General features: G+C 68.0%; 20 protein-coding genes. 14 read left to right on the top strand and 6 right to left on the bottom strand.

The features are described 5' to 3' along the window. The first annotated feature begins 2 nt into the window (after positions 1–2). The 5 genes from H7J86_RS20305 (at position 3) to H7J86_RS20285 (ending at position 3262) form a co-directional block, all read left to right on the top strand. Complete coding sequence (locus H7J86_RS20305) at positions 3–758, top strand: YggS family pyridoxal phosphate-dependent enzyme (RefSeq protein ID WP_267293094.1); 756 nt, start codon at positions 3–5, stop codon at positions 756–758. 64 nt (positions 759–822) lie between these two features. Then, positions 823–1485, top strand: a complete 663-nt coding sequence (locus H7J86_RS20300; protein WP_090353838.1) for a cell division protein SepF — start codon at positions 823–825, stop codon at positions 1483–1485. A gap of 131 nt (positions 1486–1616) precedes the next feature. Further along, positions 1617–1919: a YggT family protein gene (locus tag H7J86_RS20295; protein WP_090353839.1), complete on the top strand. Its 303-nt coding sequence runs from the start codon at positions 1617–1619 to the stop codon at positions 1917–1919. 190 nt (positions 1920–2109) lie between these two features. Further along, positions 2110–2925 carry a DivIVA-like cell division protein Wag31 gene (wag31, locus tag H7J86_RS20290; protein ID WP_090353841.1) on the top strand — a complete coding sequence of 272 codons (816 nt, stop codon included), beginning with the start codon at positions 2110–2112 and terminating at the stop codon, positions 2923–2925. Between the two features lie 28 nt (positions 2926–2953). Then, positions 2954–3262: a DUF308 domain-containing protein gene (locus H7J86_RS20285; protein WP_267293092.1), complete on the top strand. Its 309-nt coding sequence runs from the start codon at positions 2954–2956 to the stop codon at positions 3260–3262. On the opposite strand, the gene H7J86_RS20280 is transcribed toward H7J86_RS20285, so the two are convergent. Further along, positions 3259–3927 carry a phosphoribosyltransferase gene (locus tag H7J86_RS20280; protein ID WP_267293090.1) on the bottom strand — a complete coding sequence of 223 codons (669 nt, stop codon included), beginning with the start codon at positions 3925–3927 and terminating at the stop codon, positions 3259–3261. The two genes, H7J86_RS20285 and H7J86_RS20280, sit on opposite strands and share 4 nt — an antisense overlap. A 97-nt stretch (positions 3928–4024) precedes the next feature. On the opposite strand from H7J86_RS20280, the gene H7J86_RS20275 reads away from it, so the two are divergent. Continuing rightward, positions 4025–5374 carry a TIGR01777 family oxidoreductase gene (locus H7J86_RS20275; protein WP_267293891.1) on the top strand — a complete coding sequence of 450 codons (1350 nt, stop codon included), beginning with the start codon at positions 4025–4027 and terminating at the stop codon, positions 5372–5374. Here the strand turns inward: H7J86_RS20275 and H7J86_RS20270 are convergent. Genes H7J86_RS20270 through H7J86_RS20255 form a run of 4 tightly spaced genes read right to left on the bottom strand, consistent with a single transcriptional unit; the run spans position 5353 to position 9550 of the window. Beyond that, positions 5353–6087, bottom strand: a complete 735-nt coding sequence (locus tag H7J86_RS20270) for a type 1 glutamine amidotransferase (RefSeq protein WP_267293089.1) — start codon at positions 6085–6087, stop codon at positions 5353–5355. The two genes, H7J86_RS20275 and H7J86_RS20270, sit on opposite strands and share 22 nt — an antisense overlap. Beyond that, positions 6087–7268: a serine hydrolase domain-containing protein gene (locus tag H7J86_RS20265; RefSeq protein WP_267293889.1), complete on the bottom strand. Its 1182-nt coding sequence runs from the start codon at positions 7266–7268 to the stop codon at positions 6087–6089. Before H7J86_RS20265 ends, H7J86_RS20270 begins: the two co-directional genes overlap by 1 nt. Positions 7269–7308: 40 nt before the next feature. After that, the gene (locus tag H7J86_RS20260; RefSeq protein WP_267293087.1) at positions 7309–7974 is read right to left on the bottom strand and encodes a response regulator; all 666 of its coding nucleotides are present in this window, start codon (positions 7972–7974) and stop codon (positions 7309–7311) included. Further along, positions 7967–9550: a sensor histidine kinase gene (locus tag H7J86_RS20255; RefSeq protein ID WP_267293887.1), complete on the bottom strand. Its 1584-nt coding sequence runs from the start codon at positions 9548–9550 to the stop codon at positions 7967–7969. The genes H7J86_RS20260 and H7J86_RS20255 overlap by 8 nt, the downstream gene beginning before the upstream one ends. Before the next feature lie 110 nt (positions 9551–9660). On the opposite strand from H7J86_RS20255, the gene H7J86_RS20250 reads away from it, so the two are divergent. Genes H7J86_RS20250 through H7J86_RS20235 form a run of 4 tightly spaced genes read left to right on the top strand, consistent with a single transcriptional unit; the run spans position 9661 to position 13091 of the window. Continuing rightward, the gene (locus H7J86_RS20250; protein WP_267293085.1) at positions 9661–10641 is read left to right on the top strand and encodes a Bug family tripartite tricarboxylate transporter substrate binding protein; all 981 of its coding nucleotides are present in this window, start codon (positions 9661–9663) and stop codon (positions 10639–10641) included. After that, on the top strand, positions 10638–11147 hold the full coding sequence (locus H7J86_RS20245) for a tripartite tricarboxylate transporter TctB family protein (RefSeq protein WP_090353853.1): 510 nt from the start codon (positions 10638–10640) through the stop codon (positions 11145–11147). Before H7J86_RS20250 ends, H7J86_RS20245 begins: the two co-directional genes overlap by 4 nt. A gap of 1 nt (position 11148) precedes the next feature. Next, positions 11149–12702 (top strand): tripartite tricarboxylate transporter permease, encoded by a 1554-nt coding sequence (locus tag H7J86_RS20240; RefSeq protein WP_267293083.1) that lies wholly within the window; start codon positions 11149–11151, stop codon positions 12700–12702. After that, positions 12699–13091, top strand: a complete 393-nt coding sequence (locus H7J86_RS20235) for a universal stress protein (RefSeq protein ID WP_267293081.1) — start codon at positions 12699–12701, stop codon at positions 13089–13091. The genes H7J86_RS20240 and H7J86_RS20235 overlap by 4 nt, the downstream gene beginning before the upstream one ends. A gap of 1 nt (position 13092) precedes the next feature. On the opposite strand, the gene H7J86_RS20230 is transcribed toward H7J86_RS20235, so the two are convergent. Then, positions 13093–14439: an HNH endonuclease signature motif containing protein gene (locus H7J86_RS20230; RefSeq protein ID WP_267293079.1), complete on the bottom strand. Its 1347-nt coding sequence runs from the start codon at positions 14437–14439 to the stop codon at positions 13093–13095. Between the two features lie 199 nt (positions 14440–14638). Here H7J86_RS20230 and H7J86_RS20225 point away from each other — a divergent pair, with 199 nt between their 5' ends. The 4 genes from H7J86_RS20225 to H7J86_RS20210 all read left to right on the top strand — a co-directional run bounded on the left by H7J86_RS20225 (position 14639) and on the right by H7J86_RS20210 (position 21560). After that, the gene (locus H7J86_RS20225; protein WP_090353859.1) at positions 14639–15031 is read left to right on the top strand and encodes an NINE protein; all 393 of its coding nucleotides are present in this window, start codon (positions 14639–14641) and stop codon (positions 15029–15031) included. Next, positions 15021–15416, top strand: a complete 396-nt coding sequence (locus H7J86_RS20220; protein ID WP_090353861.1) for a DUF2752 domain-containing protein — start codon at positions 15021–15023, stop codon at positions 15414–15416. The genes H7J86_RS20225 and H7J86_RS20220 overlap by 11 nt, the downstream gene beginning before the upstream one ends. A gap of 80 nt (positions 15417–15496) precedes the next feature. Continuing rightward, positions 15497–20053, top strand: a complete 4557-nt coding sequence (gene gltB / locus H7J86_RS20215) for a glutamate synthase large subunit (RefSeq protein WP_267293077.1) — start codon at positions 15497–15499, stop codon at positions 20051–20053. Next, complete coding sequence (locus H7J86_RS20210; RefSeq protein WP_267293075.1) at positions 20046–21560, top strand: glutamate synthase subunit beta; 1515 nt, start codon at positions 20046–20048, stop codon at positions 21558–21560. Before gltB ends, H7J86_RS20210 begins: the two co-directional genes overlap by 8 nt. Positions 21561–21585: the final 25 nt, after the last annotated feature.

Raw genomic sequence — 21585 nt, 5'->3', positions numbered from 1 at the left:
ACATGACGGGGGCCCCGCACCGGGACGCGGAGTTGGCCGGATCGCTGGCCGCGGTCCGGGCTCGGCTGGCCGCCGCCGCCGAGGCGGCCGGACGCGATGTCCGCGATATCGACCTGCTGCCCATCACCAAGTTCTTTCCGGCTTCCGATGTGATCATCCTGCGCCGCCTGGGCTGCACCGAGTTCGGTGAATCGCGCGAACAGGAGGCATCCGAGAAGGCGGCCACCGTCGCCGCGGCGTTTCCCGGCGAACCGCCCGGTGCGGTGCGCTGGCACATGGTCGGCAGCATCCAGCGCAACAAGGCGCGCGCGGTGGCCCGGTGGGCGTACGCCGCCCACTCGGTGGACAGTGCCCGGCTGATCTCCGCGCTCGGTGGGGCCGCCGAGGAGGAGATCGCCGCGGGCCGGCGTACCGAGCCGTTGCGGATCTACCTGCAGGTGAGTCTGGACGGCGATCCCGCCCGCGGCGGGGTGCCGGTCAGCCGGCCGGATCTGATTCTGGAACTGTGCGCAGCGGCCCACGCCATCGACGCCCTGGAATTCGTTGGCCTGATGGGGATTCCGCCGCTCGGCTGGGACACCGACGAGGCTTTCGCCCAGCTGGCCGCCGAACGGGACCGGGTGCAGCGGGGTTTCACCCACCGGCTGGGACTTTCGGCCGGGATGTCCGGCGATCTCGAAGTAGCTGTGCGACACGGATCCACGTGTGTGCGTGTCGGTACCGCGTTGATGGGTCAACGCCCGCTAACGTCACCCTGAGTAGTCACTCCAGTCACATCTTCATCACAAACCACATAGTTATCAGCAGCAGAAGGGGCAGGCGATGAGCACACTGCACAAGGTCAAGGCCTACTTCGGTATGGCGCCGCTGGACGAGTACGAGGACGACTACTACGACGACGACCGTCCGTCACGGTCGTACCCGCGCCGCGGCGCGGAGGATCGGTTCGAGGAGGACGGCTACGGAGTGCGCGACGCGCGCGATAGCCGGAGCTTCGAGGACCGCGGTCCCCGCGAGTACGAGCGCGAGATGGAGATGGCCCCGGGCGCATACCGCGGTGGATACGACTCACCGCGATTCGAAGGCCGCCTGCGTGCCCCGCGCGAGTTCGACCGTCCCGCCCCGCGTTTTCCCGCCGCTCCGACCCGGGGCGCGCTGGCCATGGAGCCCCGCCGGATGGCCGAACTGTTCGAGGCCGGCAGCCCGCTGGCCAAGATCACCACGCTGCGGCCCAAGGACTACAGCGAAGCCCGCACCATCGGTGAGCGGTTCCGCGACGGCACGCCGGTCATCATGGACCTGGTGTCGATGGACAACGCCGACGCCAAGCGACTCGTCGACTTCGCCGCCGGCCTGGCCTTCGCGCTGCGCGGCTCCTTCGACAAGGTGGCCACCAAGGTCTTCCTGCTCTCCCCGGCGGATGTGGACGTCAGCGCCGAAGAGCGCCGCCGGATCGCCGAAGCGGGTTTCTACTCCTACCAGTAGCCGGTCGACCCCCTGTCGGTAGTTCCTGGCAGGGGGCGCACCGGAGATGCCGAGTAGGCTGAATCCCGAGGGACTGGCTGGTCCCACCGGTTTGCAATCACGTTTTTCCGCCGTAGTGAGGTCGGCTTCCGTTGGCGCTGTTCTTCGAAATCCTGGGTTTCGCGCTGTTCGTGTTCTGGCTCCTGTTGATCGCGCGAGTGGTCGTGGAGTTCATCCGGTCGTTCAGTCGGGACTGGCACCCCAAGGGTGTGACGGTGGTGATCCTCGAGTTGATCCTGTCCGTCACCGACCCTCCGGTGAAGCTGCTGCGGCGTTTGATCCCGCAGTTGACCATCGGCGCGGTGCGCTTCGACCTGTCGATCATGGTGCTGCTTCTGGTCGCGTTCATCGGCATGCAACTGGCCTTCGGGGCGGCCGCGGGCTCGGCCGGCTGACCGTCGTCCGACCGCGCCGGCTCCGGCGCTGGATCCACTTCCGACCAGCGTCGAAGATTGAAATTCGCTCTTAATTATGAACCTCCTCTGCAACCGCCGGGTCTGCTGTGACAGGATGGACGCCAGTTACTCGTACCGACGCTCTACACTTTGAAACCGGTTGACGGTCCAGACTTCAAGGGGGCAGGCGATGCCGCTCACACCAGCCGACGTTCACAACGTCGCTTTCAGTAAGCCGCCCATCGGTAAACGCGGCTACAACGAGGATGAGGTCGATGCCTTCCTCGACCTGGTGGAGAACGAACTCACCAGGTTGATCGAGGAGAACGCCGACCTCCGCCAGCGGGTTTCCGAACTCGATCAGGAGTTGGCCGGAGCGCGTGCCGGGGGTGCACAGCCCACCCAGACGATCCCGGCCTACCAGCCCGAGCCCGAGCCGGAGCCCGTGGTGCAGCCGGTGTACGAGGCCCCGGCGCCGGTGGCCCAGCCGGCAGCCCCGGTATCCGAAGACCACCACGTCCGGGCCGCCAAGGTGCTCAGCCTGGCTCAGGACACCGCCGACCGGCTCACCGGATCCGCCAAGGCGGAGTCCGAGAAGCTGCTCTCCGATGCCCGCGCCCAGGCTGATGCCCTGGTCAGCGAGGCCCGGCACACCGCGGAGACCACGCTCGCCGATGCCCGCCAGCGCGCCGACGCGCTGCTGTCCGACGCGCAGACCCGGTCGGAGACCCAGCTGCGCCAGGCGCAGGAGAAGGCCGACGCACTGCAGGCCGACGCCGAGCGCAAGCATTCCGAGATCATGGGCACCATCAACCAGCAGCGCACGGTGCTCGAAGGACGCCTCGAGCAGCTGCGCACCTTCGAGCGCGAGTACCGCACCCGTCTGAAGACCTACCTCGAATCGCAGCTCGAAGAGCTCGGGCAGCGCGGTTCGGCCGCACCCGTGGACTCCGGTGCGACCAACGATTCCGGTGGCTTCAACCAGTTCAACCGCGGAAACAACTGACCGGCCCCTCGTCGGTTAACGTCGATCAATGCTGATCATTGCGCTCGTCCTCGCCGTTGTCGGCTTGGCTTCGCTGGTGGCCGCGGTGGTCACCAGCAATGAGGTCATCGCCTGGGTCTGCATCGGTGCCAGCGTCATCGGCGTGGTGCTGCTCATCGTCGATGCGCTGCGCGACCGGTCCCGGCAGAATGCCGACGAGGACACCGCGGCTGAAGAGCCCGAGGCGGTCCAGGACTACCCCGACGAAGAGGCTGTCGCGGCAGAGCCCGTCCCGGCGGATACCGCCGACGAGGCGCCCGAAACCGAAACCGACGCCGAGGCCGAGCACAAAAGCTAAGGCCGGGTCGCCAGCAGCCGTCGGACCTCGTCGTCGCTGGTCTGACGGAAGTCGTCGTACACCTGCCCGACCGCGCTGAAGTCCTGCGGCGAGCACGCGCAGATCACCGCATCGGCTTCGGCGCGCAACGCCCGGCACGTCGAATCGGAGCCGACCGGGACCGCCACCACCACCGCGGCGGGGCCGCCGGCCCGCACCGCGCGCACCGCGGCGAACATGCTCGCCCCGGTGGCCAATCCGTCGTCGACCAGGATCACCGAGCGGCCCTCGATATCCGGTGGCGGCCGGTTGCCGCGATATGCCCACTCCCGCCGGTGCAACTCGGCGGTCTCGGCCCGGATCGTCTCCTGGAGTTGTTCCTCGGTGACCCTCAGCTTGTCCATCAGGTCTCGGTTGAGCACCAGCCCGCCGCCGCTCGCGAGGGCGCCCATGGCCAGCTCGGTCCAGTCCGGTACACCGAGTTTGCGCACCAGGAACGCGTCGAGCGGGGCGTTCAGGTGGGCGGCGACTTCCCACCCGACCGGCACCCCACCACGGGCCAGGCCGAGGACCAGCAGATCGGTCCGGCCGCGATAGGGCGACAGATGGCCGGCCAGGACACGGCCGGCATCCCGGCGGTCGGCGAACCTGCCCGGCGCGGCGGTGCGCCGGAGGGTCTTTCTCATCGGACTCGGCTTCGTGATGGGGGACACTTCGAGCGTACGGCGAATCCGGGTGGGGTACCCCGGCTGCGGAGGTGGCAAATCAGCGATGGGCATGAAGATGGGCATTGAATACGACAGCGTCGTCGATCATCCGCTGGACACGGTGTTCGCCTGGCACGCCCGCCCCGGTGCGATGCGACGGCTGGTACCGCCGTGGCAGCCGATGACGGTGGTCGCCGAGACACCGTCACTGGCTGACGGCCGGGCCGCACTGGGGCTACCGGGCGGCCTGCGCTGGATCGCCCGCCACGATCCCGCCGGATACGACCCACCGCACCGTTTCGTCGACACCCTCGACTCCGACGGTCTGCGGTCATGGCCGGCACGGGCGATCGGGCAGTGGCGGCACATCCACGAGTTCGCCGCGACCGGACCGGATTCGACACGGGTGTCCGACACCGTGCAGACGGTCGTGCCGGCGGCCGCGCTGCGGCCGATGTTCGTCTACCGGCACGCTCAGCTCGCCGACGACCTGGCCGCCCACCGTGACGCCGCGGCGTCGGGCACGGGAGCGCTGGTCATCGCCCTCACCGGCGCCAGTGGCCTGGTCGGTTCGGCGCTGGCGGCCTTCCTGACCTCCGGTGGTCACCGGGTGATCCGGCTGGTGCGTCATCAGCCCACCGGATCCCATGAGCGCCAATGGAATCCGTCCCAACCCGACGCCGGACTGCTGGCCGGGGTGGACGCGGTGATACATCTGGCCGGTGCGTCCATCGCGGGCCGGTTCACCGAAGGGCATCGCACGGCCATCCGCGACAGCAGGATCGGCCCGACCCGGGCCCTGGCCGAACTGGCTGCCCGGACATCCGGGGTGCAGGCTTTCGTCAGCGCTTCGGCGATCGGTTTCTACGGATACGACCGCGGCGACGAGCCGCTGGATGAGACCAGCGATCGCGGCGAGGGGTTCCTGGCCGATGTCGTCGCCGACTGGGAGGCCGCGACCGGCCCCGCCGCCGCGGCGGGGCTGCGCGTGGTCAACGTCCGCACCGGCGTGGTGCAATCCAGCGCGGGTGGCACGCTGCGACTGCTGCGGCCGCTGTTCGCGGCGGGGCTGGGCGGCAGGCTGGGCAGTGGCGCGCAATGGTTGTCGTGGATCGGGCTGGACGATCTGCTGGACATCTATTACCGCGCGCTCTACGACGACCGGCTCGCCGGACCGGTCAACGCGGTGGCGCCCGAGCCGGTGACCAATGCCGACTACACCGCCGCGCTCGGGCAGGTGTTGCACCGGCCGACGCTGCTGCCCGTGCCGTCGTTCGGGCCGAAGCTACTGCTGGGGGAGCAGGGCGTGCGGGAACTCGCGGAGGCCGACCAGCGGGTCCTGCCCGTCGGGCTGCAGCGTCTCGGGCACCGGTTTCGCCGCCCGGATATCGGGGCCGCGCTGGCTCACGAGCTGGGGCACGGCTGACGTGCCACGTGCCTGAGGAAACCGTCCACCAGGCCGCGCACCCGTTTGGCGGTGTCGTCCTTCAATTCGTTTGTCCTGGAGAGTATTTCGTCGTGGTCGAGACCGTGCCCGATGACCTCGCCGTCACGGTCCTCGGCAAGCCAGAGTGACAGCAGCCGGTGGTCGATCTCGGGATGGAACTGCAGTGCCAGGGCCCGCCCGAGGACGAACGCCTGCGAGGCGTTGGCGGTGCGGGCCACCTCGACGGCGCCGGGCGGCAGCGTCCAGCGGTCGAAGTGCCATTCGAACCACGCGCCGCCGGGCACCAGGTCGGGCTGGTCGGTGCTGATATCGGTCCAGCCGATCTCGGCGATCGGGGCCCGACTGACGGTGCCGCCGAAGGCCTGGGCGATCAGCTGGCCGCCGAAGCACACCCCGAGCATCGCCACGCCGGCGTCGGCGGCGTCGTGGAGCAGCTGGGTCTGCGCGCCCACCCAGGTGCGTCGCAGGGCTTCGTCGTACACCGGCCACCGCGCCCCCAGCGGGACGAGCACGTCGTAGTCGGCGGCAGCGGGGAAGACCACGTCACCGGCGGGGTCGTCGACCCGCTCCGCGGGCACCACCTCGAACGTGTGCACATCGAAGCCTTGTTCGGTGAACGCCTCGCCCAGCAGGGCTTCGGAAGCGAGGTGTTCGTTGTAGAGGAAGAGAACCTTGGGCGCCACGCGCGCCATTATTTCGCCGGGGGCACCGGTGGCGCATCCTCGGGGGCGAGTTCGGCGCCGATCCTGCGGAACAGGGCCTCGGCTTCGTTGCGGTAATCGCCCTGATCGTCGAACGCACCCGGGGCGAACGTGACGGCGACCGCGATGGCGATCTTGCGCGCCGGTAAGTAGGCCTCCAGGGCGGCGTACCCGGCGAACATCGGGTTCTGCAGTAGCCAGTTCCCGGAGATGACGAGGCCCAACCCGTAGGTGTAGCCGTCGGTCATCTCGGCGCAGGTGGTGCAGCCCGGCTGCGCGTGGGTCTGGCCGCGCAGCTCGGTGGAGACCATCCTGCGGTAGGACTGCGCGGACAGCAGCCGACCGGATCCGATCCCGACCGCGGTGGCCTCCAGGTCGTAGATGTTCGAGGTCTGGATCGCACCGTGGGTGATGGTCCAGGAGGGATCCCAGAACGTCGTCTCCTCGTAGAACGGGGTGCGGGCCGGGATCTTGAGTGCCGCCCGGCGTTCGGAGCTGAACGCGTGCAGTACCGGTGGCGGGATCGCCGCGGTCTCGGCCGCGGCGGTGTTCGTCAACCCCAGCGGGCGTAGTACCTTCTCGGACAACAATGTCGGCATATCGGTGCCGGTGGCCTTCTCCAGGGCCAGTCCGAGCAGCACATAGTTGGTGTGGGCGTAGTTCCAGTTGGTGCCGGGCTCGTAGAGCAGTGGCTCATGCACCGCGAAGTCCAGTAGTTCCTGGGTTGTCCAGTGCCGGAACGGGTTTGCATAGAGCGCGTCGTTCATCGCGGTGTTGCCGATGACGTAGTCGACGTAGCCGGAGGTCATCTGGGCCAGCTGGCCGAGTGTCACGCGGTCGGCGTGCGGGATGTCGGGCAACCATGTCGACAGCTTGTCGTCGAGGCTGACCTTCTTCTCGTCCACCAGGATGAGCAGCAGCGTCGACACATACGAGATGGCCACGGCGCCGTTGCGGAAATGCATGGCCGGGGTGGCGGGCACGCCGGTCATCGACTCTCCGACGGCCCGGGTGACCACTTCCGCGCCACCGATCGTGACGCGCACGATCGCCGATCTCAGGTGTGCCTGGGTCACGGTGTCGCGGACGATCCGCATGACCGCCTCGGCCTGGGCGGAATCGGTGCCGGGTGCGCTCGGCGGGGTGGCCGGCGCGCAGCCGGCGACCATCATCGTCAGTATCAGCGCCAGGCACCGCCGCGTCACGGACACGCTATTCGGCGATCCGGTAGCGGCGTTCGGGGCGGCCGGCACCGTATTGCAGACGCAGTTCCAGCAGACCGGTGCCGAGGTAGTGCTCCAGGTAGCGGCGCGCACTCACCCGGGAGATACCGACCCGGTCGGCGCATTCCGCGGCGGACACCTCTTCGGCCGTGCGGACGGCGTCGAGCACCAACTGGCCGGTTTCGGCGCCCAGACCCTTCGGCAGCACCGGTGCGGCGGCGGGGGTGGCGCCGCTGAACAGCGCGTCGATCATCGTCTGGTCGGCGCCGCCGTCGGCGGCCAGTGCGTCGGCGCGTGCCGCGAATGTGCCCAGCTTGACGTGCAGCTGGTCGAACTCGAACGGTTTGATCAGGTAGTCGGCGGCGCCGCCGTCCAGGGCCCCGCGGACGGTGTCCAGTTCCCGCGCCGCGGTGATCATGATGACGCCGACGTGGTTGCCGCAGGCACGCAGCCGTTGCAGCACGGTGAGCCCGGACATATCGGGCAGGTACACGTCCAGCAGGATCAGATCGGGACTCAGCTCTTCGGCGGCGCTCAGCGCGTCCGCCCCGGTGCGGGCCACGCCGACCGCCTGGAAACCGTCGATCCGGTCGACGAAGCGACGGTGGATCTCGGCCACCATGAAATCGTCGTCGACGATCAGCACGTCACGCATGGGCCAACCGCACCACGAACGAGGCACCGCCATCGGGACCGTCGGTGATCTCGACGTGTCCGCCGTGCTGTGTGGTGACCAGCCGGACCAGGGCCAGCCCGATACCACGCTGTTTCTCCAGACCGCCTGCACCAGCCGGTTTGGAGGTCACCCCGCGGGCGAACAGCGACTCCCGCAGATGCGGTGGCACACCGGGTCCCGAGTCGGTGACGGTGAGGGTGAGGCCGTCGGCATCGCACACCGTGACGTTCACCTCGGCCCGGTTGGCGCCCACCGAGGCGTCCACCGCGTTGTCGATCAGGTTGCCCAGCAGGGTGATCACATCGGTGGCCAGCGCCGGTGACAGGGCCCGCAGCCGGCTGTCCGGATCGAGTGTCAGGATGACTCCGCTCTCGGCGGCCAGCGAGGTCTTGGCAATCAGCAGCGCGGCCACCGCCGGATCGGAGATACGTTGGGTGACAGCATCATTGATCTGCGCCCGGCGCCGGGTCAGGGTGCCGACCAATTCGTGGACGGCGTCGAACTCGCCGAGCTGCACCAGCCCCGAGATGGTGTGCAGCTGATTGGCGAACTCGTGGGTCTGGGCACGCAGGGTGTCGGTGACGCTGCGGTGTGAGGACAACTGCGCCTGCAGCGCGGCCAATTCGGTGCTGTCGCGCATCGTGGTGACGGTACCGATGTGCCGGCCCTGGCTGCGGGCCGCCCGCCGGTTGAGGGCCAGGACGTGCTTGCCGGTGGCGATGATGACGTCGCGGCCCTCCTCACCCGACATCAGGAAATCCACCACGGCGCGTTCCAGGCCGAGTTCGTCGACGCGGCGCCCGACGGCCTCGGCGCCGAGGCCGAGCAGTTCCTGCGCGCTGTCGTTGAGCACGGTGACCACACCGTCGGGGTTGACCGCCACCACGCCCTCACGGATGCTGTGCAGCAACGCTTCCCGGTGATCGGCCAGGCCGGCGATCTCGGCCACCTCGAGCCCGCGGGTGTGGCGTTTGATCCGCCGTGACAGCAGCCATGACGCCGCCAAACCGAGCACCGCACCCAGGCTCAGATACAGCAGCAGTCGTTCGCCTGCGCCGCCGATCAGCTCCCACACCGTCGGGTAGCGTTCGCTCACCGAGACGACGGCCAGCACCGCACCACTGGCGGCCAGGATCGGGACCTGACCGATCAAGCTGCGTACCCCGTCGATATCGCCGTCGCCGAACCAGGCTCGGCCTTCGTCGGCGCGGCTGGCGGAAAGGTCCATTCGGGAACCGACCCGGGCGGGGTCCGTGGACACCCGCACCCGGCCGTCGGGATCGAGGATCTCGGCCAGGCCGGCCCCGGACAGGGCCACCGCGCGGTCCACCTCGGGGGCGAGGATCCGGGCGGCGAAGGGGTCTGCGTAACGGTCCCGGACGATCGGGGTGGACGCCACGTTCTCGGCGACGGCGATCATCCGCTGGCCGCGGACGTCGCGGAACTCGCGGGTGGACTGCGCGACCGACACCGCGGCCACCGCGATCAGCACCACCGCCACCACCACCAGCTGGAACAGCAGGAACTGGCCGGCCAGGCTGCGCCCCGGCAGCATCAGCACCCGCTTCGTGAACTTAACGACCACAACTTCCTTTGCGAACTCATGCGTGACCCGCATCACTGTGCGGGTCCAGTATTGCCGAACATCACAGGAGACGATGGGGGATGACCGTGCGTTCCAAGACGGGACTGGCCGTGCTGCTGGCAGTGGCACTGCTGCTGACCGCGTGTGGGGTGACCCGCGGCGAACAGGCCGGCGGCCTGCATCGACTGCGGATGATGGTGCCCAACAGCCCCGGTGGCGGGTATGACCTGACCGCCCGCACCGCGGTGAAGATCATGGAGGATCGCGATATCACCGGGCGTGTCGAGGTTTTCAACGTCATCGGCGCCGGCGGCACCGTGGCGATGGCCCGATTGATGAACGAACGGGGCAACGGCGACCTCATGATGATGATGGGGCTCGGGGTGGTCGGCGCGGTGTACACCAACGGATCCTCGGCGCGGGCCTCGAATGCCACCGCACTGGCCAAGATGGTCGAGGAGCAGGAAGGCATTCTGGTTCCGGCGGATTCACCGTTCAAGACGGTGCAGGACATGGTCGCGGCCTGGAAGGCCGATCCCGCGAAGGTGACCATCGGTGGTGGTTCCTCGCCCGGCGGACCTGATCACCTGTTCCCGATGGAGACCGCCCGCGCGGTCGGTGTCGATCCCCGCAAGGTCAACTTCATCACCTACGACGGTGGCGGCGATCTGCTGACCGCGCTGCTCGGCAAGAAGGTCGCCGTGGGCACCTCCGGACTCGGCGAGTACGTGGATCAGATCGAGGCCGGCCAGGTCCGGGTGCTGGCGGTGTCCGGGACCGAACGTGTCGAGGGCGTCGACGCCCCCACGCTGACCGAGGCGGGAATCAATCTGACCTTCACCAACTGGCGCGGTGTCCTGGCGCCACCGGGTATCTCCGAGGACGCCAGGCAGGCGCTGGTCAAGGTGCTCGAAGACCTGCACGCCACCGATGCATGGAAGGAGGCCCTGGTGCGTAACGGATGGAGTGACGCGTTCATGACCGGGGAGAAGTTCGAACAGTTCCTCAAGGATCAGGACCAGCGGGTGTCCTCGACCCTGACCGAACTGGGGCTGCTGTGAGCGCCCCGGATCCCGGCACACGCCGGGTGGACAAGGCCCAGTACCTGGTGGTGGTCGTTCTCGTCGCGGTCGGCGGGTTCCTGATCTACAACGCGCTCACCCTGCCCGGTGGCTATGCGCAGGTCGATCCGGTGGGGCCCAAGTTCTTTCCGATGTTCATCGGCATCGTGCTGCTGGTGCTGGCGGTGATCCTGGCGGTCGCGATCCCACGCGGGTCGGTCGGTGAAGCGGATGCGGGGGAGGACATCGACCCCGATATGCCCAGCGACTGGCGCACCGTCGGGCTGCTGGTCGCGCTGTTCGTGGCCACCATCGTTCTGGTCAAACCGCTGGGCTGGGCGATCACGGCCGGTCTGATGTTCGCCGGTGCGGCCACCGTGCTGGGCAGCAAGCACTACATCCGCAATCTGGTGATCGGCGGCGTGCTGTCGGTGGGCAGCTTCTACGCGTTCTACTCCGGGCTCGGAATTCCGCTGCCCGCAGGCATTCTGGACGGGATCCTCTGATATGGACAACCTGAACTGGCTCATGCAGGGGTTCGCCGAGGCGGCCACCCCGATGAATCTGCTCTACGCCGTGATCGGCGTGCTGCTGGGTACCGCGGTCGGGGTGTTGCCGGGTATCGGCCCGGCGATGACGGTGGCGCTGCTGCTGCCCATCACCTACAACGTCAGTCCGAGCGCGGCCTTCATCATGTTCGCCGGCATCTTCTACGGCGGGATGTACGGCGGGTCCACCACCTCGATCCTGCTGAACACGCCTGGTGAATCCTCGTCGGTGATCACCGCGATCGAGGGCAACCGGATGGCCAAGGCCGGCCGCGCCGCCCAGGCGTTGGCCACCGCGGCGATCGGATCCTTCGTCGCCGGCACCATCGGCACGATGCTGCTGGTGCTGTTCGCGCCGGCGGTATCGCGGTTCGCGGTGACGCTCGGTGCGCCTTCGTATCTGGCGATCATGCTGTTCGCGCTGGTGGCGGTGACCGCCGTGCTCGGATCTTCCAAATTGCGCGGTGCGATCTCACTGTTCCTGGGATTGGCGATCGGCATCGTGGGCATCGATTTCCTGACGGGCCAACCGCGCGCGACGTTCGGGCTGCCGTTGCTGTCCGACGGTATCGACATCGTGGTGATCGCGGTGGCGATCTTCGCCCTCGGTGAGGCGCTGTGGGTGGCCGCGCATCTGCGGCGCCGGCCCGCTGACGTGATCCCGGTCGGTCGGCCGTGGATGAGCAAATCGGATTGGAAGCGGTCCTGGAAACCGTGGCTGCGCGGTACCGCGTACGGCTTCCCGTTCGGTGCGTTGCCGGCCGGTGGTGCCGAGCTGCCGACGTTCCTGAGCTATATCACCGAGAAGAAGCTGTCGAAGCATCCCGAGGAGTTCGGGAAGGGCGCGATCGAGGGTGTCGCCGGTCCGGAAGCGGCCAACAACGCCTCGGCCGCAGGCACTCTGGTGCCGATGCTGTCGCTGGGCCTGCCCACCAACGCGACCGCCGCGGTCATGCTGACGGCGTTCGTGTCCTACGGTATCCAGCCCGGGCCGACGCTGTTCGACAAGGAACCCCTGCTGATCTGGACGCTGGTGGCCAGCCTGTTCATCGGCAACTTCCTGTTGCTGGTGCTGAACCTGCCGTTGGCGCCGCTGTGGGCGAAACTGCTGCGCACCCCGCGGCCGTATCTGTATGCCGGCATCCTGTTCTTCGCCACGCTCGGTGCGTTCGCGGTGAACGTGCAGCCGCTGGATCTGGCACTGCTGTTGGTGTTCGGTCTGCTGGGATTGATGATGCGCCGGTTCGGTCTGCCGGTGCTGCCCTTGATCATCGGCGTGATCCTCGGTCCGCGCATCGAGCGCCAGCTGCGCCAGAGTCTGCAGTTGGGCAGCGGAGACTGGGGCAGTCTGTTCACCGAGCCGGTCGCGATCGCCACTTATGTGCTCATGGCGGTCCTGCTGCTGATGCCGCTGATCCTGCGGTTGATGCACCGCAGCGAGGAAACCCTGTTGATCGTCGAGGATGACGCCGACCAGCAGCAGAAGGCTCTCAAGGAAGGCTCGGCGTCATGATCGTGGTCGGATACACCGCGGACCAGTTCGGCAGTGCCGCAGTGGAACACGCGGTCATCGAGGCCCGGCTGCGCAACACCACCCTGCGGGTGATCAACGCGACCAAGGGCGATGCGCTCGCCGACCCCCAGTTCGCGCAGTCCGGTGCGTTGCAGGCCCTTCGGGACCAGCTCGAGGCGTCCGGTGTGCCCTTCGAGGTGTCCCAACCGGTGGGTGTCGACCCGGCCGAGGAGCTGCTCGACGCGATGGACAGCCCGGATGCCGACCTGTTGGTGATCGGCATCCGGCACCGCAACCCGGTCGGAAAGCTGTTGCTGGGCAGCGTGTCCCAGCAACTTCTTCTGGAATGCCGCAAACCGGTGTTGGCCGTGAAACCCGAGGATCTCTGAGCTACCCGTCCAGGATCTGTTCGGGGTGGTGGTAGAGGTTGGTGCGGGCTTGGCCGGTGTCCAGTAGCGGTGGGGGGATCCATTCGACACTGCCGGTGGTGGTGAGGACGGTGGTCCAGCCGCCGTCTTTGACCAGGCGGTTGTGCGGGCCGCAGGCCAGCACCAGTTGGTCGATATCGGTGGCGCCGCCCTGGGCGAAATCCTGCACCGCGTGGTGGGTTTGGCAGCCATACGCCGGGACCCGGCACCCGGGGAACGTGCAGCCCCGGTCGCGGTAGGTGAGCACCAGACGCTGCCCCGGTGAGGCGATCCGCTTGGCCCGACCCAGATACAGCGGCACCACGGTGTGCTCGTCGAAGATGCTCAGATAGTGGCGGGCGTGCCCGGCCATCCGGATCAGATCACGCATCGCCACCCTCGACCCGCCACCGGTATGAGCGACCCCGGCCGCAGCCTCCAGCTCGGTGAGCGTGGTGCTCACCACCACCGTCACCGGCAGCCCGTTGTGCTCACCCAAGTCCCCGGACATCAACGCCTCACGGGCGACGGTGATCAACGCATCGTGCTGGCGCTGCCCGCGGGTGCGGGTATCGGCGTCGATCGCCTCCTGCGACGGGGTGCCCTTGGTGCACGGGGACTCATCGGCGGGATTACACATGCCCGGCCCGGCGAGCTTGCCCAGCACCGGTTCCAGATACGCCCGCCCCTGCGCGGTGAGGGTGCCATGGAATTCACTGTTGCCGTCCTCGTCCTGCGGGCCCAGCACAAACGTCCGGCGCTCCTCGGTCCGCTCGACGTCCTCGTCATCACTCGGTTCGGGCCCGTCCGGGTCCAGCACCGCCAGCAGATGCTTGGCCAGCGCGCGCAACGTGTCCGGGTCATGGGCGCTCGCGTACCCGGCCAGGCGGGCCTCGGCATCGGCGCGGGTCGGCTCATCCACCCGAAACGGAATCTTTTTCATGGTGGTGGTGATGATGCGGACATGCTCGGCGGTGATCTCCCCGCGCGCCTGCGCAGCCGAGGTACCCGGATACACCGGCGCCAACGGCTGCCCTGTCACCGCCCGCCGCGGGGCCAGCAGTTCCCCCTCGGCCAAGCGGCGCCCGGCCTCCTGCGGGGAGAGTCGCAACCGGATCCCCAACGCATCCCGCCAACTACGGGCCCCCAAGTCGGCGGGGCTGGCGTGGGCTTTCACCGCCGCCATCACCCGATGCTGTATCGCCGGAACCCGCCGATACACCCGCTCCAACACGGTCTGAACATCCAGCAACTCGGCCACCGAGGCATCGTCAAAGACCGCGCCCGACAGCTTGTCGAGCACCGCCTCCAGATCGACCACACCCTCCATGACTCGAACACTAGTACGAACCACCGACAAGATCAGACGTTATCCACAGCCCAAGAAGTCATCCACAGATCACGAAAGGCCCCTTGACAGAACTGAATTCGCGCCTCTCGTCCACGCGCCGTGCGCCGACCGCGGCCGTCTCCCACGTTGATCTGCCGTGCGGCCTCGAAGTGACCCCGATCTCTGGCATCCTGAAGCCATGACCGATCAGCCGCCCTATGGTGTCGACCCGGGCAGCATCCCGCCGCCCCCGCCCGGAGCGCACCCCTACCCACCGCCGTATCCGCCCCCGGCCTACCCGGGTGCGTACTACGACCCGGCCGCGCCGTACGGCCGGCACCCGCTCACCGGTGAGCCCTTCTCGGACAAATCAAAGGTGGTGGCCGGCCTGCTGCAGCTCCTCGGGCTGTTCGGCCTGGTCGGTATCGGCCGCATGTACCTGGGCTACACGGGCCTGGGCATCGCCCAGCTGCTGGTCGGGCTCGTCACCTGCGGCTTGGGCGCGGTGATCTGGGGCATCATCGACGCCATCCTGCTGCTCACCGACAAGGTCCGCGACCCGCAGGGCCGCCCCCTGCGCGATGGCACTTAAGACCGCCCAGTACGGCGCGATCGGCACCGGCGCGGTGCTGGCCGGAAGTCTGCTCTACATCGGTCTGGCCGACCCGCACCGCCCGGGGTTCCTGTTTCCCGGCTGCCCGTTCAAGATGCTGACCGGCCTCAACTGCCCGGCCTGTGGCGGGCTGCGGATGACCCACGATCTGCTGACCGGCAATGTCGGCGCCGCGGTCGTGGACAACGTCTTCCTGCTCGTCGGGCTACCGATCTTGCTCAGCTGGCTGGTGGTGCGGTGGCGCCGCGGCCAGAAGCTGATGCCCACCGCGGCCACGGTCACGGTCATCGCCGCGGCCGCACTCTGGACGGTCGTGCGTAACTGGCCGGGGTTCCCGCTGGTCCCCACGTTTATCGGTGTGTAGACAGGTGTCTGCGCTGATACACTGACGTTTCGGGCCGACGCAGTCCCTCGACACCATCTCGAAGACTGCGAGGTAGTCAGTTGCTGTTCTCGGCACTTCCCAAAGCACAGGGTCTCTACGACCCGGACAACGAGTCCGATTCGTGTGGCGTCGCCATGATCGCCGACATTCGCGGACGTCGTACCCACGGCATCGTCTCCGACGGCCTGACAGCTTTGGAACATCTCGAACACCGCGGCGCGGCCGGTGCCGAGCCCAACAGCGGTGACGGTGCCGGCATCCTGCTGCAGCTGCCGGTGGAACTGCTCGGCGCGGTCGTCGATTTCGCGCTACCCGCACCGAACGCGAACGGTGAGAACACCTTCGCCGCGGGCATCTGCTTCCTGCCGCAGGATCCGGTCGAGCGCACGGCCGCCCGCGACCGAATCGAGACCCTCGCCGCCGAGGAAGGCCTGGAAGTGCTCGGCTGGCGCGAGGTTCCGGTCGATCCGGCCGGTGCCGATGTCGGCACCACGGCGGTCAGCTGTATGCCGTACATGTCGCAGCTGTTCGTCGCGGCACCCGAGCGTGCCGGCACCCGGCTCGGCGGCCTGGACCTGGACCGGCGGGTCTACCCGCTGCGCAAGCGCGCCGAGGCGGGGGATGTCTACTTCCCGTCGCTGTCCAGCCGCACCATGGCCTACAAGGGCATGCTCACCACCATGCAGCTGCCGCAGTTCTTTCCGGACCTGCGCGACGAACGGTGTACCAGTGCCATCGCCATCGTGCACAGCCGCTTCTCCACCAACACGTTCCCGTCCTGGCCCCTGGCGCACCCATTCCGATTCGTCGCCCACAACGGCGAGATCAACACCGTCCGCGGCAACCGGAACCGCATGCACGCCCGCGAGGCCAAACTCGCCAGCGCCCTCATTCCCGGTGACCTGAGCCGGCTTTCGCCCATCTGCTCCCGTGACGGTTCAGACTCCGCGTCATTCGACCAGGTGCTCGAGCTGCTGCACCTGGGCGGGCGCAGCCTGCCGCACGCGGTGCTGATGATGATCCCCGAGGCGTGGGAGAACAACACCACGATGAGCCCGCAGCGCCGGGCCTTCTGGCAGTTCCACGCGTCGCTGATGGAGCCATGGGATGGTCCGGCCTGTGTCACGTTCACCGACGGCACCGTCGTCGGTGCGGTACTGGATCGCAACGGATTACGGCCAGGGCGCTGGTGGCGCACCATGGACGACCGCATCATCCTGGCCAGCGAGAGCGGTGTGCTCGACATCCCCAGCGGCGAAGTGGTGGCCAAGGGACGTCTCGAGCCCGGCAAGATGTTCCTGATCGACACGGCGGCCGGCCGCATCGTGTCCGATGACGAGATCAAGGATCAGATGGCCTCGGCCGAGGCGTACGGCGAGTGGTTGCATTCCGGCCTGCTCGATCTGAGCACCCTGCCGGATCGCGCTCGGGTGCAACCGAATCACGAGTCCGTGGTGCGCCGCCAGGTGTCCTTCGGATACACCGAGGAAGAGTTGCGCATCCTGCTCACCCCGATGGCCGCCTCCGGCGGCGAACCGCTCGGCTCGATGGGCACCGATACCCCGACCGCGGTGCTCTCACAGCGGTCCCGGCTGCTCTACGACTACTTCGTGGAACTGTTCGCGCAGGTCACCAACCCGCCGCTGGATGCCATTCGGGAGGCGGTCGTCACGTCCATGGGACGGGTGATGGGTCCGGAAGAGAACCTGCTGGAGCCGAGCGCGGCCTCGGTGCGCCAGATCATGCTGGGCTGGCCGGTGCTCGACAACGACGAGCTCAACAAGATCGTGCACATCAACGACGACGGTGAACATCCGGGCCTGCGGACCGCGGTGCTGCGCGCCCTCTACGACGTCGAACGTGGTGGCGAGGGCCTGGCCGAGGCGTTGGAGGACCTGCGCGCCCGCGCCTGCGAAGCGATCGCGAAAGGTGCTCGCACACTGGTGATCTCGGACCGCGACTCCGACCACACCAGGGCGCCCATCCCGTCGCTGTTGGCGGTCTCGGCGGTGCATCACCACCTGGTCCGCACCAAGGAACGCACCGGGGTCGGGCTGGTGGTGGAAAGCGGTGACGCCCGCGAGGTGCACCACATCGCCATGCTCATCGGTTTCGGTGCCGCCGCGGTCAACCCGTACCTGGCCTTCGAATCCATCGAGGACCTGATCCGCGAGGGTGAACTGACCGGTATCGAGCCGGCCACCGCGGTGCGCAACTACCTCAAGGCGCTCGGCAAGGGCGTCATGAAGGTGATGAGCAAGATGGGCATCTCGACGGTGGCGTCGTACACCGGCGCGCAGGCTTTCGAGGCCATCGGCATCGACCGTGAGGTCATCGATGAGTACTTCACCGGGACGCCGATGCAACTCGGCGGTGTCGGGCTGGACGTGCTCGCCGAAGAGGTCCGATTCCGGCACCGTCGTGCCTACCCGGAGAACCCCACCGAGCGGGCCCACCGGCGGTTGTCGGTGGGCGGTGAGTACCAGTTCCGCCGGGACGGCGAACTTCACCTCTTCACGCCGGAAGTGGTTTTCCTGCTGCAGCATTCGACCCGTACCGGCCGCAGCGACGTCTTCGCCCAGTACTCGGAGGAAGTGAACCGGCTCAACCGCGAGGGTGGCGCGCTGCGCGGGCTGTTCGAGTTCAAGAAGGGCGTGCGGCCGCCGGTGGCGCTGGAGGAGGTCGAACCCGTCGACTCGATCGTGTCCCGGTTCAACACCGGGGCGATGAGCTACGGGTCGATCTCGGCGGAGGCGCACGAGACCATGGCCATCGCGATGAACAACATCGGTGGCCGGTCCAACTCCGGTGAGGGCGGCGAGGATGTCGACCGGCTGTACGACCCGAAGCGGCGCAGTGCGGTCAAACAGGTGGCCTCGGGCCGGTTCGGGGTCACCAGCGATTACCTGGTGAACGCCACCGACATCCAGATCAAGATGGCCCAGGGCGCCAAACCCGGTGAAGGCGGCCAGCTTCCGGGCTACAAGGTGTATCCCAATGTCGCCAAGACCCGGCATTCCACACCGGGAGTGGGTCTCATCTCGCCACCGCCGCACCACGACATCTACTCGATCGAGGATCTGGCGCAGCTCATCCATGACCTGAAGAACGCCAACGACCAGGCCCGCATCCACGTCAAGCTGGTCAGCTCGGTCGGTGTCGGCACCGTCGCCGCCGGGGTGTCCAAGGCGCATGCCGATGTGGTGCTGATCTCCGGTTATGATGGCGGCACCGGTGCGGCGCCACTGACCAGCCTCAAGCACGCCGGCGCGCCCTGGGAGATCGGCTTGGCCGACACCCAGCAGACGTTGGTGCTCAACGGTTTACGTGATCGCATCACCGTGCAGTGCGACGGTGGGATGCGCACTGCCCGCGATGTCATGGTCGCGGCGCTGCTCGGGGCCGAGGAGTACGGTTTCGCGACCGCGCCCCTGGTCGTCGCGGGCTGCATCATGATGCGCGTCTGTCACCTCGACACCTGTCCGGTGGGCGTGGCCACCCAGAACCCTGAACTACGGGCCCGGTTCAACGGCAAGCCGGAGTTCGTGGAGAACTTCTTCCGGTTCATCGCCCAGGACATCCGTATCTATCTCGCCGAGCTCGGGTTCCGCAGCCTCGACGAGGCGATCGGCCGGGTGGAGATGCTCGACACCGCGCAGGGTGTGGCGCACTGGAAGAGCCGCGGTCTGGATCTGAGTCCGATCTTCGTGCAGCCGACCGATGCGCACGGAGCCAAGCTGCCCCAGCGCCGACGGCTGCGGGATCAGGATCACGGTCTGGATCAGGCGCTCGATCAGACGCTGATCCAGCTCGCCGAGGGGGCCTTGGAGGACGCCCACCCGGTCCGGCTGGAACTGCCGGTGCGCAACGTCAACCGCACCGTGGGCACACTGCTCGGCGCCGAGGTGACGCGGCGCTACGGTGCCACTGGTCTGCCCGATGACACCATCCATGTCACTCTCACGGGGTCGGCGGGGCAGTCGATCGGTGCGTTCCTGCCGCCCGGGGTCACCCTCGAACTCGTCGGTGATGCCAACGACTATGTGGGCAAAGGCCTTTCCGGTGGACGGGTGATCGTCCGGCCACCGGATGACGTGCTGTTCCTGCCCGAGGACAACGTGATCGCCGGCAACACGCTGGTGTTCGGCGCCACCTCGGGTGAGGTGTTCCTGCGTGGACGGGCAGGGGAGCGGTTCTGCGCCCGCAACTCCGGTGCGCTGGCGGTCGTGGAGGGCGTGGGTGATCACGCCTGCGAATACATGACCGGCGGCCGCGTGGTGGTGCTCGGTGACACCGGCCGCAACATGGCGGCCGGGATGTCCGGCGGGATCGCGTTCGTCCTGGGTCTGGATCCGGCGAAGGTGAACCCCGAAATGGTCGAATTGCAGCATCTCGAACCCGAGGACCTGACCTGGTTGCACGAGGTGGTCGCCCGGCATGCCCAGTTCACCGACAGCACGGTGGCGCGGTCACTGCTCTCGGACTGGCCCCGGCGCAGCGCCGAGTTCACCAAGGTCATGCCGACCGACTACCAGCGTGTCCTGCAGGCCACCCGGATGGCGAAAGCCGAAGGGCGCGACGTGGATACCGCGATCATGGAGGCTAGCCGTGGCTGATCCCACCGGATTCCTGAAAGTCACCAAACGCGAAGCGGCCAAACGCTCCGTCGACGAGCGCGTCGGCGACTGGCGCGAAGTCTATGAGTCGCAGGAACCACGCAAGCGGGCCGCCGAGGTGTCCCAGCAGGCGCGGCGCTGCATGGATTGCGGTATCCCGTTCTGCCACTCCGGCACCGCGGGATGCCCGCTGGGCAATCTCATCCCGGAATGGAACGACCTGGTGCGCCGTGGCAGGTGGGATGCCGCCAGTGATCGGCTGCACGCCACCAACAACTTCCCGGAGTTCACCGGGCGGTTGTGTCCGGCGCCCTGTGAGGCGGCGTGCGTGCTGTCCATCTCCGACGAGCAGACCGGTGGCAGCGTCACCATCAAGCGGATCGAGCAGACGATCGTCGACCAGGCCTGGCTGGCCGGCACCGTGGAGCCGCAGCCCTCGGCCATCTCGACCGGTAAGAGCGTCGCGGTCGTCGGGTCGGGACCTGCCGGTCTCGCTGCGGCGCAACAGCTCACCCGGGCAGGCCATCACGTCACCGTGTACGAACGCGATGACCGGATCGGCGGACTCATGCGCTATGGCATCCCGGAGTACAAACTCGAGAAGTCGACGCTCAACCAGCGTCTGACCCAGATGCGGGCCGAGGGAACGCGTTTCGTCACCGACTGCGAGGTGGGTGTCGACCTGACGGTGGACCGCCTGCGCGCGGAGTACGACGCCGTGGTGCTGGCGGTGGGTGCGTTGCGCGCGCGCGACAACCAGGTCGAGGGCCGTCATCTGGACGGGGTGCACCTCGCGATGGAACACCTGGTGCCGGCCAACAAGGAGTGCGAGGGCGACGGCGCCTCGGGTCTGTCCGCGGCGGGTAAGCATGTGGTGATCATCGGCGGCGGGGACACCGGTGCGGACTGCCTGGGCACCGCCCATCGGCAGGGCGCGATCTCGGTGACCCAACTCGACTACAACCCGGAACCACCGGAACTCCGTGACGAATCCGTGAGCCCGTGGCCGACCTGGCCACTGGTGCTGCGGACCTCGCCCGCGCACGCCGAGGGCGGGGCGCGGCGGTTCGAGGTCGCCGTGCAGCGCTTCATCGGTGACGGGGCCGACGGCACCACCGGCAATCTGCGCGCCATGGAGATCGCCGAGGTCAAGGTCGAACGCGACGAGAATGGCCGCCGGATCATCACACCGGTCGGCGAGCCGATGGAGATCCCGTGCGATCTGGCGCTGCTGGCGATCGGATTCGAGGGTGTCGAACACATGGCCCTGCTGGACGGCCTGGACCTGTCGCTGACCAGACGTGGCACGGTGTCGTGCGGTTCGGACTGGCAGACCGACGCGCCTGGGGTGTTCGTCTGCGGAGACGCCCACCGCGGGGCCTCGCTGATCGTGTGGGCCATCGCCGAGGGCCGCAGCGCCGCGCATGCGGTCGACGCGTTCCTGATGGGGGAGTCGGATCTGCCCGCGCCGGTGCGACCCGGAACCCTGCCCCTGGCCGTCGTGTGAGACTCCGTCTGAATGGTCATCTGAA

Origin of the sequence: Mycobacterium hackensackense, assembly GCF_025822555.1 — a bacterium.
Classification (GTDB): Bacteria; Actinomycetota; Actinomycetes; order Mycobacteriales; family Mycobacteriaceae; genus Mycobacterium; species Mycobacterium fluoranthenivorans.
Note: the sequence above shows the minus strand (reverse complement) of the source record. Positions and strands in the feature narration are given on the sequence as shown.

Bases quoted from the DNA above. Each gene is read 5' to 3' on its own strand.
- H7J86_RS20305 (WP_267293094.1), top strand. From the start codon at position 3: ATGACGGGGGCCCCGCACCGGGACGCGGAGTTGGCCGGATCGCTGGCC.
- H7J86_RS20300 (WP_090353838.1), top strand. From the start codon at position 823: ATGAGCACACTGCACAAGGTCAAGGCCTACTTCGGTATGGCGCCGCTG.
- wag31 (WP_090353841.1), top strand. From the start codon at position 2,110: ATGCCGCTCACACCAGCCGACGTTCACAACGTCGCTTTCAGTAAGCCG.
- H7J86_RS20285 (WP_267293092.1), top strand. From the start codon at position 2,954: ATGCTGATCATTGCGCTCGTCCTCGCCGTTGTCGGCTTGGCTTCGCTG.
- H7J86_RS20280 (WP_267293090.1), bottom strand. From the start codon at position 3,927: ATGAGAAAGACCCTCCGGCGCACCGCCGCGCCGGGCAGGTTCGCCGAC.
- H7J86_RS20275 (WP_267293891.1), top strand. From the start codon at position 4,025: ATGGGCATTGAATACGACAGCGTCGTCGATCATCCGCTGGACACGGTG.
- H7J86_RS20270 (WP_267293089.1), bottom strand. From the start codon at position 6,087: ATGGCGCGCGTGGCGCCCAAGGTTCTCTTCCTCTACAACGAACACCTC.
- H7J86_RS20265 (WP_267293889.1), bottom strand. From the start codon at position 7,268: ATGATGGTCGCCGGCTGCGCGCCGGCCACCCCGCCGAGCGCACCCGGC.
- H7J86_RS20260 (WP_267293087.1), bottom strand. From the start codon at position 7,974: ATGCGTGACGTGCTGATCGTCGACGACGATTTCATGGTGGCCGAGATC.
- H7J86_RS20255 (WP_267293887.1), bottom strand. From the start codon at position 9,550: ATGCTGCCGGGGCGCAGCCTGGCCGGCCAGTTCCTGCTGTTCCAGCTG.
- H7J86_RS20250 (WP_267293085.1), top strand. From the start codon at position 9,661: ATGACCGTGCGTTCCAAGACGGGACTGGCCGTGCTGCTGGCAGTGGCA.
- H7J86_RS20240 (WP_267293083.1), top strand. From the start codon at position 11,149: ATGGACAACCTGAACTGGCTCATGCAGGGGTTCGCCGAGGCGGCCACC.
- H7J86_RS20235 (WP_267293081.1), top strand. From the start codon at position 12,699: ATGATCGTGGTCGGATACACCGCGGACCAGTTCGGCAGTGCCGCAGTG.
- H7J86_RS20230 (WP_267293079.1), bottom strand. From the start codon at position 14,439: ATGGAGGGTGTGGTCGATCTGGAGGCGGTGCTCGACAAGCTGTCGGGC.
- H7J86_RS20225 (WP_090353859.1), top strand. From the start codon at position 14,639: ATGACCGATCAGCCGCCCTATGGTGTCGACCCGGGCAGCATCCCGCCG.
- H7J86_RS20220 (WP_090353861.1), top strand. From the start codon at position 15,021: ATGGCACTTAAGACCGCCCAGTACGGCGCGATCGGCACCGGCGCGGTG.